This window comes from Flavobacterium sp. NPDC079362 (genome assembly GCF_050267765.1).
Taxonomy (GTDB): Bacteria; Bacteroidota; Bacteroidia; order Flavobacteriales; family Flavobacteriaceae; genus Flavobacterium; species Flavobacterium azizsancarii.
The window spans coordinates 1-13,759 of sequence record NZ_JBNNFM010000023.1; the positions used below are offsets into that span (position 1 = coordinate 1).

At 33.1% G+C, this 13,759-nt stretch carries 14 protein-coding genes and 2 pseudogenes; 3 read left to right on the forward strand and 13 right to left on the reverse strand.

Going from position 1 to position 13,759, the window contains the following annotated elements:
- Window positions 1-92: 92 nt before the first annotated feature.
- The 5 genes from ACQKCJ_RS17355 to ACQKCJ_RS17375 form a co-directional block, all read right to left on the reverse strand.
- Window positions 93-680, reverse strand: coding sequence for a hypothetical protein (locus ACQKCJ_RS17355; RefSeq protein ID WP_427402545.1), 588 nt, complete (start codon window positions 678-680; stop codon window positions 93-95).
- An 86-nt stretch (window positions 681-766) separates the two neighbouring features.
- Window positions 767-1,411 carry an alpha/beta hydrolase gene (locus ACQKCJ_RS17360; RefSeq protein WP_271335536.1) on the reverse strand — a complete coding sequence of 215 codons (645 nt, stop codon included), beginning with the start codon at window positions 1,409-1,411 and terminating at the stop codon, window positions 767-769.
- A gap of 265 nt (window positions 1,412-1,676) precedes the next feature.
- Complete coding sequence (locus tag ACQKCJ_RS17365) at window positions 1,677-2,003, reverse strand: membrane protein (protein ID WP_042564123.1); 327 nt, start codon at window positions 2,001-2,003, stop codon at window positions 1,677-1,679.
- A gap of 5 nt (window positions 2,004-2,008) precedes the next feature.
- On the reverse strand, window positions 2,009-3,265 hold the full coding sequence (locus tag ACQKCJ_RS17370; protein WP_271335537.1) for a dihydroorotase: 1,257 nt from the start codon (window positions 3,263-3,265) through the stop codon (window positions 2,009-2,011).
- 207 nt (window positions 3,266-3,472) lie between these two features.
- On the reverse strand, window positions 3,473-5,401 hold the full coding sequence (locus ACQKCJ_RS17375) for a BatA domain-containing protein (protein WP_427402546.1): 1,929 nt from the start codon (window positions 5,399-5,401) through the stop codon (window positions 3,473-3,475).
- A 285-nt stretch (window positions 5,402-5,686) separates the two neighbouring features.
- On the opposite strand from ACQKCJ_RS17375, the gene ACQKCJ_RS17380 reads away from it, so the two are divergent.
- On the forward strand, window positions 5,687-6,799 hold the full coding sequence (locus ACQKCJ_RS17380; RefSeq protein WP_271335539.1) for a lactonase family protein: 1,113 nt from the start codon (window positions 5,687-5,689) through the stop codon (window positions 6,797-6,799).
- Window positions 6,800-6,940: 141 nt separating this feature from the next.
- Here ACQKCJ_RS17380 and ACQKCJ_RS17385 read toward each other — a convergent pair whose 3' ends face one another.
- The 4 genes and pseudogenes from ACQKCJ_RS17385 to ACQKCJ_RS17400 form a co-directional block, all read right to left on the reverse strand.
- Window positions 6,941-8,293, reverse strand: coding sequence for a DEAD/DEAH box helicase (locus ACQKCJ_RS17385; protein ID WP_271335540.1), 1,353 nt, complete (start codon window positions 8,291-8,293; stop codon window positions 6,941-6,943).
- A gap of 202 nt (window positions 8,294-8,495) precedes the next feature.
- Window positions 8,496-9,260, reverse strand: coding sequence for a TIGR02757 family protein (locus ACQKCJ_RS17390; RefSeq protein ID WP_271335541.1), 765 nt, complete (start codon window positions 9,258-9,260; stop codon window positions 8,496-8,498).
- Between the two features lie 230 nt (window positions 9,261-9,490).
- Window positions 9,491-9,940 (reverse strand): annotated as a pseudogene (locus ACQKCJ_RS17395) (ABC transporter ATP-binding protein); the annotation flags it as partial.
- A 216-nt stretch (window positions 9,941-10,156) separates the two neighbouring features.
- Window positions 10,157-10,369: pseudogene (locus tag ACQKCJ_RS17400) on the reverse strand (ATP-binding cassette domain-containing protein); the annotation flags it as partial.
- A gap of 132 nt (window positions 10,370-10,501) precedes the next feature.
- On the opposite strand from ACQKCJ_RS17400, the gene ACQKCJ_RS17405 reads away from it, so the two are divergent.
- Both ACQKCJ_RS17405 and ACQKCJ_RS17410 read left to right on the forward strand, forming a co-directional pair.
- Window positions 10,502-11,224, forward strand: a complete 723-nt coding sequence (locus tag ACQKCJ_RS17405; RefSeq protein ID WP_427402547.1) for a phosphodiester glycosidase family protein — start codon at window positions 10,502-10,504, stop codon at window positions 11,222-11,224.
- 116 nt (window positions 11,225-11,340) lie between these two features.
- Window positions 11,341-11,640, forward strand: a complete 300-nt coding sequence (locus ACQKCJ_RS17410) for a hypothetical protein (protein ID WP_427402548.1) — start codon at window positions 11,341-11,343, stop codon at window positions 11,638-11,640.
- On the opposite strand, the gene ACQKCJ_RS17415 is transcribed toward ACQKCJ_RS17410, so the two are convergent.
- The 4 genes from ACQKCJ_RS17415 to ACQKCJ_RS17430 form a co-directional block, all read right to left on the reverse strand.
- Window positions 11,637-11,945 carry a DUF6787 family protein gene (locus tag ACQKCJ_RS17415; protein WP_427402549.1) on the reverse strand — a complete coding sequence of 103 codons (309 nt, stop codon included), beginning with the start codon at window positions 11,943-11,945 and terminating at the stop codon, window positions 11,637-11,639. The genes ACQKCJ_RS17410 and ACQKCJ_RS17415 overlap by 4 nt on opposite strands.
- A gap of 32 nt (window positions 11,946-11,977) precedes the next feature.
- Window positions 11,978-12,418: a DUF6146 family protein gene (locus ACQKCJ_RS17420; RefSeq protein WP_271335545.1), complete on the reverse strand. Its 441-nt coding sequence runs from the start codon at window positions 12,416-12,418 to the stop codon at window positions 11,978-11,980.
- Window positions 12,419-12,650: 232 nt separating this feature from the next.
- Window positions 12,651-13,214: a hypothetical protein gene (locus ACQKCJ_RS17425; RefSeq protein ID WP_271335546.1), complete on the reverse strand. Its 564-nt coding sequence runs from the start codon at window positions 13,212-13,214 to the stop codon at window positions 12,651-12,653.
- A 154-nt stretch (window positions 13,215-13,368) separates the two neighbouring features.
- Complete coding sequence (locus ACQKCJ_RS17430) at window positions 13,369-13,731, reverse strand: hypothetical protein (protein ID WP_427402550.1); 363 nt, start codon at window positions 13,729-13,731, stop codon at window positions 13,369-13,371.
- Window positions 13,732-13,759: the final 28 nt, after the last annotated feature.

Sequence of the window (13,759 nt, forward strand, 5' to 3'; positions counted from 1 at the left end):
TATCGTAAATTAAGAACCGCCTTGGTACGGATCCGTATGCCGGGTGGTGTGGAAGGTCGCCTAGGGAATTAATCCCTAGGCTCCTATCCGATTTAGGAAAAATATATTGTCATGAAAATGATGGCATAAATCCAAAAGTTGTAAAGGATTGTAAAACTGAATCCGTACAATGTACTATTTAAATAATTGCCTTTGCACTTGCCTGATTTCTTAAAAACCAGTCTCAATGCCCTAAAGAAAATCCAATAGAGCATAGCGATAAAAGTTAAGATAGAAAACCACAATATTGCACCAAAAGCCCAGCACAAATAGCTAATTACAATAGCCATAATAAACCATAAAATTAGGCTTATTATAATTCCGAAAATTCCTTCGCCCCCATCTGGTAGATCGTCAATACTTCGATCTGCAACGGCTTCTCTTATAAATTCAATTTTTAATGCATCAAAACGATCTGTTATTTGGCCAAGATTATCTTTTATTTTAATTCCCTTAAATAATCCAATAGATATAAATAAAAAGAATGCCGTAGATAAAATTGTTGTTGATAATAGCGAATTTTCAAAAAAAGAGCTATGATCGCCAAGTCCAAAAAGCCAAACAGTTAAAATAGTTAGGGATATAACAATGAGCGTAATTACAAATATATTCCTGGAGTTCAGAATTTTATAGTTGCTCATTTTGCTTAATTGATTGAAGATTAAATTATTATTTAATTGACTTAAAAACTGAGAACGAGACTCAATACTGCGAGTAAGTACTAAAACTACTCAGCCAGCCAATTTTTAAAATCAAAGAAATTTTGAGGAGCAACACCATGACCAACAGGATATTCCTTATAAGTCACGGGAATATTTAGTTTTTCAAGAATAGCAGGAGTTTTTCTTGCCCAATCAATCGGGATTACTTGATCTACAGTTCCGTGTGACGCAAATATTTTCAGGTTTTTAAAGTTATTTTTCTCAAAACCTTCTTTAATGATTTCTTCATTAAAATAACCGCTCATAGCCACTACTCTCTGAATTTTTTCAGGATAAGAAAGTGCGACAGCGTAACTCAAAATCGAACCTTGACTAAAGCCAACCAAAGTCACATTGTTAGCATCGATAGGGTAATTGGTAACTAATTCATCAACAAAAGCAGCAATTGCATCACGGGAAGTTTTTGCTTGTTCGTTATCCGAAAATTTATTCTGATCGGCATCAAAATTAATCGCGTACCAGGCATATGCACCATATTGCAAATCATAAGGCGCACGAGCAGAAATAATGTAGTAGTTATCAGGAAGTTCAGTAGCAAACGAAAACAAATCGGCTTCGTTGCTGCCGTATCCGTGTAACAAAAGTAAAACAGGATTTTTATCTAAGATTACTTTTGGCTCTTGTATTTTATATTCTAAAGATAGATTCATTTTATATTAGTTTTCAGTCGCAGTCTCAGTTTTCACTTAAGCTTCGACAAAGTTTATTTTGAATTTCTGCTTTGTCAAAGTTTTAAATTTTGATAAAGCTTGTTGAGATTGTTATAATAAGATTTGTTTTTATCTGCGTTTTAGTTTGCAAATCAGCGTCATCTGTGTTCTAAATTTACACGCTGATAAAACAGGTTCACTAACGCAAAAACGCGGATTGTAACGGTTTCTTTTTGGAATTTGGATTTTTAAAAATTTAGAATTTCTACCCGATAGATTTAAACCATTTCTGAAATAAATTTCCAACCAACGGTATTGGTCTCATTTGTCCCTGAATAGCACTAAAAATACCGTAAGTCCATAATATAGAAATACAAATCCACATAGGGAAAGTAATCATAAAGCTGTCGAAATTGCTGATAATCGCTCCAAAAGAGATAAAAGCAAGCGATAATCCTAAAGCCTGACGAATATGAAAAGAGGCAAAACTATTTTTATTTTCAGAGTTCATAGACATTGCGATCAAAACACCAATAATTAAAATATAACTGGTAATAGCGATTGATTTTCCTTCTTCGATTGAATTATTCATTGTAATTATTTAGTGATAACAAGTTGATTTTGATTTAAAATTCCGTACACAGAACCTTTTATTTCGGTTCCTAAAAAAGCAGAATTTTTAGATTTCGAAAGAATATTTGCTTTCGTAAAAGTTGATTTTCCTTCAGGATTAAAGAAAGTAAAGTTAGCTTTAGAACCTTCGGCAATCGAATTATTTTCAATTCCGAAAATAGCTTTTCCTGAGGTTAATTTTTCAATTATAGTTTCGATTGGTAAGACGGTGTGTAAAGCTCCAAAAGCACTTTCTAGTCCAATAGTTCCATTTTTAGCCGTGTCGAATTCCATTTTTTTGAATTCAATATCAATTGGGTTATGGTCTGATGTAATAATATCAATAGTTCCGTCCGTAACTCCGTTTAATAATGCTTGTCTGTCAGTTTCCGTTCTTAGTGGTGGCGTAACTTTAAAACGCGTATCAAAACCTTCTAATTTTTCGTCGGTCAAAACCAAGTGATGCACAGCAACGCTCGTAGTTACTTGTAATCCTTTTGCTTTAGCTTCTCTAATTAATTCAACTGATTTAGCTGTAGAAATTGTCGGAATATGAAGTTTTCCACCGGTATATTCTAATAGAAATAAGTTTCTGGCGATTTGTAATTCTTCTGCTAAATTCGGAATTCCTTTCAGGCCTAATCCGGTCGAAACGATTCCTTCATTCGCAACACCATTTCCTTTTAGATTAGCATCTTGTGTGTATGTAATTACCAATCCGTCAAAATCCTGTACATATTGCAAAGCTATTTTCAAAAGATTAGCATTGTCGATACTTTTATTGTAATCTCCAAAAGCAACAGCTCCGGACTTTTTCATGTCAAACAATTCTGCCATATCTTTTCCTTCGCTTGCTTTGGTTAAAGCACCAATTGGGAAAAGTTCCGTGGCAAAACCATTTGCTTTATTTTTTACAAAATTTACTTGTGACTGATTGTCGATAACAGGGAAGGAGTTGGGTTGCAGGGCAATTGCCGTAAAGCCGCTTTTTGCAGCAACATTCAATCCGTTTGCGATAGTTTCTCTGTCTTCATAACCTGGTTCTCCAAAAGAAACGCTGCTGTCAAACCAACCTTGCGACAGATGTAAGTTCTCCAACTTTACTTCGGTTGTGTCCTGGATATCAAGAATCGAAGTTCCTATTTTTTCTATTAAACCATCTGCAATTAAAAGATCAACCGTCTGATTATGAAACGGACTTTTTGAATCTATAATTTTGGCGCTTCTGATGATTATTTTCATATGTAGATAAATTTATTTTGTATACAAATAGTATTTTATAGCGTTCTATTTGTCATTTCGACGAAGCAGAAATCACATCCAATATTCTATGCAGTGCGTTCTCAGCGCATGTGATTTCTGCTTCGTCGAAATGACAATCTGTGTGTATGTCGTATTTCAACTTTATAAACTTAATCTCTTAATGGTTCAAAAAAGAAAACTTTAAGTTTATTTCACAAACTTGATAATTGCCATTTCTAATGCTAAAAATAACAGTGCAAAGATAACAAACCATTTCCAAATTTGGCTGTCAGTTCGTTCAGTTTGTAGCGTATTAAAAATGGTCGAAATCGTATCAGCAGTTTTAAAATCAGAAACCACGTTGGTATTCACCTGACTTAAATCGCTTTCGCTTCGTTTGTAATTGAAGCTCAGGTTTTCTACCCATTCTTTTTTATCAAAAACCCCATAATTCCCAGCTGTTTCAGGGAAATCATTGAAGATTAATTTTACTTTATTATTCATTATTTGCTGAATCGGAATAAAAGAATCTTCAGTTCCTCTGACTTCCAGAATGGCGTCTTTTGTCAATAAAACATCTGTAAAATAAGGTTGATTATTTCCAATGGTCAATGCATTAACACCGGTTTTCTGATTGTTTTGCCCCATTTTATAAAACAAAGGAACAATCAAAGGCGATTGCTGAAAGTTCGAATTTGTTGTATTTATTGGTGCTGAAAAAACAGTAATTCCTGAAACCGGATTCTGAATCGCTGTTACAAAAACACTTTGGTCTTCATACGATAAAACTGCCGGATATGGACTCGAAATATTAAATGAACTGTTTGTTTTTGGATATTGAAAATTAGTAATTTTATTCTCGAAAACGCCTGAAAACAAAGGATGATCAAAATTGATTTTGGTAATTAACTTATTTTTATTTTCAAGATCCTTAAACTGAATTTTTCCAAAATTCCCCAGAAAAGTATTCAGATTTGAAACAGAACTTTTTTCAGAAGGAATAACGACTAAATTTCCACCTTTAGAAACAAATGCTTTTAAGGTGGTTTGCAAAGCCTGAGGAATTTCAATTAATTCATTCAGGATAATAGTGTTTTGTTTTTCTAAACTATTATAATCTAAAGTACTAATAGAGTAATTGTTATAATTGAATTCAGCTGAAGTATAGATTCGGGATAAGAAATTACTTTTCTCCGGTTCTCCAATACTAATAACATTCGTTTTTTTGTTTTTCGAAATGCTAAAATAAAGTGTGTTGTCATACGTCAAACCATTGTCTTCGATAGTTACATAACCATGAAAGGCTTCTTTTGGAATCGTAAAATTGACTTTCTTTTTCTTTGCATCAAATTTGATAATGGTTTTTGCAATCAATTTGTTTTGATTGTATAATGCCATCGATACTGGTTTTAAATCCTCTCCGTAAGCGGATAGATTTACGCTGATTTCATAGAAATTCTCCAAAGTCTGATTGATAAAAACACTATCAATTGCGACATTATTTTTTTGCTCGGCTTGCGGAATAATAAAATACGGTTTCTCTTCTCTATCAATGTTTTTTACATCTTTTTCTGCGAGACCAACAGCATCTGTAATAATAACAATATCTTTTTTATAAGCCGATTTATGCGCTTTGATTTTTGCCATTATTGACGAAAGCTCAAAAGGAGTGGCACTGTATTTTAGATTTTGTAAAGCGCTTTTTGATGATTTTATATCCGTATTCCAGTAGTTTTCAGTGTTGGTTAATAACGAAAACTGAGTTGTTTCAGGAGTATTTTCGAGTAATTCCTGAACAGCACGTTTTAGTAATTCTCCTTTTTTACCTTTAGCCTGCATACTAAACGAATTGTCCAGAATAATATACATTTCGTTAGTTGCATTTTTACTATCCTTAGCTTCAAAAAAAGGTTGTGCGAAAGCAAAAATAATACAAGTCAGCAATAGTAAACGAGTCGCTAATAAAAGTCTCTTTTTGATTTTAGAACTTTTTCGGGTTTGTATCGAAAGTTCTTTTAAGAAGCGAACATTGGTAAAATAGGATATTTTAAAACGTCGTAATTGAAATAAATGAACCAAAATTGGAACGATCAATAAAAACAGAAAGTATAGAATTTCGGGATGTTTAAAATGCATTCTGGCTTAGATTTATTTCACTACGTTTTGTAGCTGCTGGTCAAAAATACAAATTTTTAGTCAAACCATATAGGTAATAGTATTTAAACCATATAAGTAATATACCGGATACAAGCTAGATTCGAATTTTGCAAAAGTTAAATGAACTTATCGTACTTGTATGGTTTAAAAATAGCAAAACAGAGTTTGAATAATGTAACTTATGTAATTTCTTTTGTAACAAAAAATAACTTTCCGAAAGGTATTATTGATTATTTTAGCCTATTCAAAAAACAAATGAAAACTATGAAAAGATTATATATAGTTCTTTTTTCGACTTTAGCTTTTACAGCTTCACAAGCTCAGAATAAATTCAATTTATTGGTGGGAACTTACACCAATACTTGCGAAAGTAAAGGAATTTACGTTTACGAATTTGATGCAGCTTCGGGTAATTTTAAATTAAAGAATTCTACCGAAAATGTAGTAAGTCCTAGTTATGTATCCGTTTCGACAAATAATAAATTTGTTTATGCGGTAAACGAAAACGGAACACAAAGTGCTGTAACGGCATTAGCATATGACGCGCCAACAGGTAAACTTAAGGTATTAAATACGCACTCTTCTCTGGGAGCGGATCCTTGTCATCTAATAAACGATGATAAAAACGTGATTGTTGCTAATTATTCCGGAGGAAGTATTGCAGTTTTTAAGAAAAATGCTGACGGGAGCATCACAGAAGGTCAACAAATGATTCAGCATGAAGGAAAAGGACCAAATGCTGCGCGTCAGGAAAAGGCACATGTGCATCAAGTTGTTTTTTCTCCGGACAAAAAGTTTGTTTTATCGAATGATTTGGGGCAGGATAAAGTTTTTATTTATAAATACAATCCGGGTGCGAGCCATGAAGTTTTAACTTTAAAAGGAACTGTAGATGTAAAAAAAGGAAGTGGCCCAAGGCATTTAACCTTTAGTAAAGACGGGAAATTTGTGTACATGGTTCAGGAATTAGATGCGACTCTTACTACTTTTAGTTATGATAAATCAGGAAATTTAAAACTTCTTGCCGAAACGAGTATTTTACCAAAAGGATTTACTGGAGGAACTGGCGCAGCAGCGATTAAAATTTCGCCTGACGGAAAATTTTTATACGTAACAGATCGTGTGGATGCCAATAATATTTCAGTTTATAAAATTCAGAAAGACGGAAGCATTAAGTTTGTAGAGCAGGAAAGTACTTTAGGAAAAGGCCCAAGAGATTTTGCCATTGATCCAACAGGAAATTACCTTTTGGTAGGTCATCAATATACAAATGATATCGTTATTTTTAAAAGAGATAAAACCACAGGAAAGCTTACCAATACCGGAAAAAAGATTGAATTGTGTTCTCCGGTTGGATTGGTTTTTACGAAGATATAGTTTTCTTAAAAGGTACTAAGGCTCTAAGTTGCTAAGGTTTTGAGTTAAAATAAAAAATCCTAAAGATTGTATCAATCTTTAGGATTTTTTATTTTATATCGTCTAAAAAGAAAGCCTTAGCTACTTAGAACCTTTAAAAATCTATTTATTCTTATCTTTTCTCTTCTTGTCTCTCGTTTTCAACATATTTCGATTGACAGATCCGTGGGTTTTCTTTTTGGTTTTAGAAGGTCCTCCAAGATTTACTTTTTTATTCTTTTTATCTTTTTCATGAAAAGCACCATCACCGGAAAGTTTTTGTTTTTTCATTAAAAACTTAATCGGCTGTTTGTCTTTTTCAGGCTCAATTAATTTTAATGAAATTTCAACTTCTTCAGGAAAATCTGCAATTGCAAGTTCTTGATTCATCAATACTTCAACTTCGACTTTAAATTCTTCTTCACGAGGCGTGATAAAACTAATCGCGGTTCCTGTTGCATCTGCACGACCTGTACGACCAATTCTGTGCATGTACAATTCAGGAAATTCAGGAAGTTCAAAGTTAATAACGTGAGAGATATTCGAAATATCCAAACCTCTCGCCATAATATCAGTGGTGATCAATCCGCGAAGATTTCCTTCCTGGAATTCTGCCATGGTACTCAAACGATAATTTTGAGATTTGTTCGAGTGAATTACTCCAAACTGACCTTCAAAATCTTCTTCGATTCTGGTATGAAGCATGTCTGAAATCTTTTTATTATTCACAAAAACCAAAACACGTTCCATGCTTTCGTTTGTTTCTAATAAATGTTTCAACAGGTTTACTTTTGTATTAAAGTTAGGAACATTGTATGTAACCTGAGTAATGTTTTCAAGCGGAGTTCCGGAAGCGGCAAGTGTAACTTCTTCAGGGAAATCAAAAAAGTCATTCAAAACAGCATCAACTTCATCAGTCATGGTTGCAGAGAAAAGAATGTTTTGACGTTTGGTTTTCATCATCGCCAAAAGCGCTGTCAATTGTGTACGGAAACCAAGATTCAGCATTTCGTCAAACTCATCGATTACTAATTTTTGAGTTTCATCAAAACGAATAACAGCATCAAGCGCTAAATCCATTGTACGACCCGGCGTTCCAACAAGAATGTCGACACCTTCGTAAACAGCTTTCTTTTGTGTATTGATATTTACTCCACCAAAGATACCAAGTGTACTAACTGACATGTATTTGGTTAATTTCTCGACTTCTTCTACAACCTGAACTACTAATTCACGGGTTGGAACCAGAATTACGATTTTAGGCGTATTGGTTGGTGTAAATTTATATAATTTTAAAAGAGGTAGTAAGTAAGCAAATGTTTTACCGGTACCGGTTTGCGCAATTCCCATCATATCACGGCCAGACATAATCACAGCAAAGGATTTTTCCTGAATAGGTGTAGGCGTAACAAAGCCTAATTCGTCGATTGCTTTTTGTACTGATTTTGGAAGATTGAATTTTTCGAAAGTGCTCATTTACATTAAATTTTGTGCAAATGTACGTTAAATTCATGGTTTTTTGTTAGATTTTATGTTTTTGATAGCGATGTATCACCCTGAGCGAAGTCGAAGGGCATGCCAATTGCAACTTTGGCTTCGACTTCGCTCAACCTGACATTTATGGAAACCAGTATGATATTTGTTGAGATCAGCTTTGATGTACGCTATTTTTAAAACTTTAAAACCCTTCAAAAACTCCCAGTCCAAACAGGGCAAAATCGTATTTTACAGGATCTTGAGCATCCATTTTTCTAAGCTTAAGATCCAATTCTGTCAAAGCTTTTCCGTCATTTTGTTTTCGGGTAAGAATTCCAAGTTTTCGTGCAACATTACCGGAATGTACATCTAGCGGACAAGATAATGCAGATGGCGAAATGGTTTTCCAAATTCCTAAATCGACTCCTTTTGTGTCCTGACGCACCATCCAGCGCAAATACATGTTGATTCTTTTTGCTGCCGAATTATTTAATGGATCTGAAATGTGTTTTTGAGTTCTTGGCAAATGATCTATTTCGAAGAATATTTTTTTAAACTCGTGAATGCTTTTTTGCAAACTGTCCTTTTCCTGATGTTTAGCAAAAACAGCTTCTAAACCATTATGGTTTTGATAGATGTGTTGTAGGCCTTTTATAAAGCCACCAAAATCTTTTCCGTTAAAGGTTCTGTGAACGAAATTTTCTAAACTCAACAAGTCTTCCTCAGAATGGGACATCACAAAATCATAAGGTGTATTGCCCATTAATTCCATCATTTGATGGGAATTTTTGATGATCATTTTGCGATTTCCCCAGGCAATTGTAGCACTCAGGAAACCGGCAATTTCAATGTCTTCTTTTTGAGAAAATAAATGCGGAATCTGTACAGGATCACTGTCAATAAAATCCTGATTATTATATTGAATGACTTTTTCGTCGAGGAATTCTTTAAGCTCTTTTTGGGTCATGATTGAAATGAAAATTCTTGTTATTCGGGTGTTCTGATGTGAACATATTAATGTTATGAAAATAAGAACACTAATTTCGCAAATTGACACTAATTTTAGTGCTTAACTTATTTCGTGTAATTAATTAAACAAACCAATCTGTGACAATTCGTGAAATTAGTGTTTACTTATTCGGGTTTCTTTGTTAGGAAGAGATAATATTGGCATACAGCAGTAAATAGCTCCTTATTCTAATTACTAATTAAACCATCGACCATTACTAATTTTCGATCCGCCATATTTGCCAGTTCTTCGTTATGTGTTACGATAACAAAAGTTTGCCCAAATTCGTCGCGAAGCTGAAAGAATAACTGATGTAAATTTTCGGCCGAAAGCGTGTCTAAGTTCCCTGAAGGTTCATCGGCAAAAATAACGTCCGGTTTATTGATTAAAGCCCTCGCAACGGCAACCCTTTGTTGTTCTCCTCCGGATAACTCGTTTGGTTTATGATGTATTCTGTGAGATAGACCAAGATATTCTAAGATTCGTTTGGCTTCTTTTTCCGTTTCGGCTTTTGGTTTATTAGCCATAAATGCGGGAATACAAACATTTTCTAAAGCTGTGAATTCAGGTAATAATTGATGAAACTGGAATATAAAACCAAGATTTAAATTGCGAAAACTCGACAATACTTTGTCTTGTTTGCTTTTCTTTTTAAAATAACGGTTCATATAAATTACAAATAACAAAACAGGCAAAATTAAAATGCCAACGGTGATGTTTCTCACTAAATCATCAAGAATTATATGCTTGAAAAAGAATGCGAAAATTACTAAAGCAATGGTATAAACAGCACCAATCCAGGATATCCATTTAAAAGCTTTTTCTTGTTTTGTATTGTCAGTTTCAACATCCTGTAATTTCAATACATTTTCACCGTTAATAGTCAGAGATGATTCAGTGTTTATTTCAGGCTTGTCCAGCGTTCCCAGAATTTGCAAAAGTGTAGTTTTTCCAGCACCTGAAGCGCCAACAATCGAAACAATTTCTCCTTTTTTGATGTGCAAGTCAACTCCTTTTAAAACCTCTAATTTATCGTAGAACTTATGTATGTTTTTTGCGTGTATCATTTTTGAAACTGTTTCTACAAAGAAACAAAGATTCTGCCGATATAAAAATGTGTTGTAACAGAATTTTAAGAAGAAGGCTATTTAATAAGTATTGAAAATTTATTTTACATTTATCATAAATATTTTAAAAAGATGAAAATAAAAATTGGTCTGGTAATCTTGATCATTGTACTTGCAGGAATATTTGTAAATGCAAAAATATATGCTGATGATCAATTTTTAGTATACAAAGTCGATCTTAAGAAACAAGATTTAAAATTATGCTGGAAGGATGATAAAGATCAAAATTTCGGAAGTATTCAGAATTTAAAATCTTGGTTAGAAGAAAACAATAAAACTCTTGATTTTGCGATGAATGCCGGAATGTACAAAAAAGACAATTCGCCTCAGGGACTTTATATTGAAAAGCAAAAAATATTATCGCCTTTAGATACCATAAAAGCCGCAGGGAATTTTTATTTAAAACCCAATGGTGTATTTTATTTAACGACGAAAAAAACGGCTGCAATATGTACGACCCAGGATTTTCGAAATAACGGAAAAATAGAATATGCGACTCAATCAGGTCCAATGTTGATTATTGACGGGCAAATTCATCCGGAATTAAAAAAGGGATCCAGTAATTTGAACATTCGAAATGGAGTGGGGATTTTGCCTGATGGAAAAATAGTCTTCATATTATCTAAAAAAGAAATTAATTTTTATGATTTCGCAAGTTATTTTAAAAGCTTAGGTTGCAAGAATGCTTTGTATCTGGACGGATTTGTATCACGTGCATTTGTCCCGTCTGAAAATTGGATTCAGACATATGGAAACTTTGGTGTGTTATTTGCAGTATCGAGATCTAAGAAATAATGAAAAGTGTTTTAACCGGATGATTATATGGTAATTAAGAAATAAAATTATGCTTAGACATAATTTTAATTTGACTAATTCTTTATAAATTCGAATAATATCTAATTTGAAATAACATGCAGGAAGTAAAAATGATAAACGAAGACGAGAGAACTAGAAAGCTGTTTTTAGGTCTGCTTTTGGATGCGATTGGAATGGTTTCCTTTACAATTCCGTTAGTTGGAGAATTTACGGACGTTATCTGGGCGCCGGTCGCCGCTTTTATAATGACCAGAATGTATAAAGGCCGAGTAGGGCGTGTTGCGGGTATTTTGACTTTTGTTGAAGAGATATTACCTTTTACAGATGTAATTCCATCCTTTACACTTACGTGGATTTATACTTATTATTTTCAAAGAAATAATAATGACGCTTAATTTTTATCTTTGAATAAAAATCCTAGTCCCATATTTTTGAGCATTTTTTTTTCGAAATTCCAAAAGAATCGAAATTGCCCAAAAATAGTTCCTATGGCAACCAGTAAAACCTGATAAATAGGAAAAATAATCAACAATCGGATTAAAGTAAACCAGCCACCAAAATCTTCTTTGGTGATGCCTAATAAAACGCAAAAAGGTTTAGACAACCATGCAGATGCCGATCCTGTGATGGCAAAAACAACAATTATAATGATGGCTTGTAGATTTGAGGTAATTCCCCAACGTTTCTTTAATCTGTTCATTTTTATATGCAATGATTACAAATATAAGAACATTATCTTATAGGAACATGGCCCGCGAGCTTTTGTTTGTATGTATTTTGAAAATAAATCATATAATTATAAATCAAATAATTTACTTCATATCCGTAATGAATATTTGGTCTGTAATCAATAGTCATTTCGTATAAATTAGGACTATATCTTTGTGGTTGTAAAACGCGATTATTCCATTCTGTAACGTATAGATAATTCTTGTTTTCAAGGTAAGATAAAGAATAGTAATTTCGAGGAAGCGCTGTAGAGGCTAACCAGGTACTAAAACCATTGTCGATAATAATTACTTCATATTCTAAAGAATCATTCGCAATTCGTACCGTATCATTTACTGCAAGACTTGTTTTAGTTGAAGGATTTACGGCAACAGTATTTTTAGAAGTTGTAGAACATGCTACTATTGTAAGCAAAAGAACTAATGAGGAAAGTATTTTTTTCATAATTTTTAATTTCAAACTTTAATTTACAGCTAGGGCAGCTTGCTATTTTATTGCTTAACAGCAGCATTGTGATTCTTGGCTGTAGATTTAAGTTTATTTATAAATTGAAATACTAAAATCTTGCCATTATTAGTTTTTAACTAAAAAAAAGCCATTTACACTAAAGTAAACAGCTTAGGATATTTTATGTCTTTGCATTTAATATGCAGAACCTTAGTGGTTTATTGGTTATTTATTTGCTGCCAAATATTTTCCCAATAAATCCTGCAATTCCACCTTTGCTTTTGGTAACTATCAGAACATCGGCAACATCGACTTTTCCATCATTGTTTTGATCTAAACCAAATTGCATTCCGTATTTATTAATAGTTTCCATAATTCCGGAAGCTTGTCCGCCATTTCCTGTAATTGAACTAATAATATCCGAAAGCTGAAAACCGCTGTCATTAGGATCCTTCGTCTTATTTACCAGTGAACTTAAAATTTGAGGAATCATCCCTGAAGCGACACCGGCTGAAGCCTCGCTGCTTAATCCAAATTTTTCACCAAGATTTCCGGACAATTGTTGTGTTATTTGTTGCACAACAGGATTAGAACTGTCGATAGGAGTTTTTCCACTAAATAAACTGGCTAATTGTTCGCCTCCGCCTTCTGAAGCAATCTTTTGCAATCCTGCAAATATTGACGTACTGGTTTCAGTTATGACAGCTTCATTATGCTCATTTGGGACAGCAGCGTTGTTTACTACAGCGTTGCCTCCGTATTGTTGTACTAATTGTGTTAATTGTTCAAACATAATTTAAAGAATTTAGATTAGAACTCAAATTTAATCAAAAAAAGAAAGAAATTTATTAAACAATGTTAATAAATTTCTTCTAACCGATTTAATTATAATTAATTAGCCCAATAAATTCTAAAAAATATTTATCCCTTATTTATATGGTTTTGAATTAAAGCTGTGCAGGGTTTGGTACTTTTACACCACACCACGTAGTTATATCTTCAGGATCAAATCCCAGGCAATTATTAATGTTCTTTTTAGGAAAGAATAAAACATCGTAAGTAAACGTACTTAGGTTGAAATAATAATTGGTAAAATCTTCCCCGTATCTCCACACATCACTTGAACCCTCATTTTGAACAGTTTCATTAAAAGTAAAAATTGATGATTGCTTTGGGATAAAATATTCTTTTTCGATAACAAGCGAAAAGATATTTCCAAATATAGAGGTACAGAATAGAGCAATTACAGCAATAAATAGTATAAAAATAATGATCCACTTACGACCAGAACTTTTTTTATCTGTTTTCATATTCTAGCTTAATTATGGTGTAAAAATA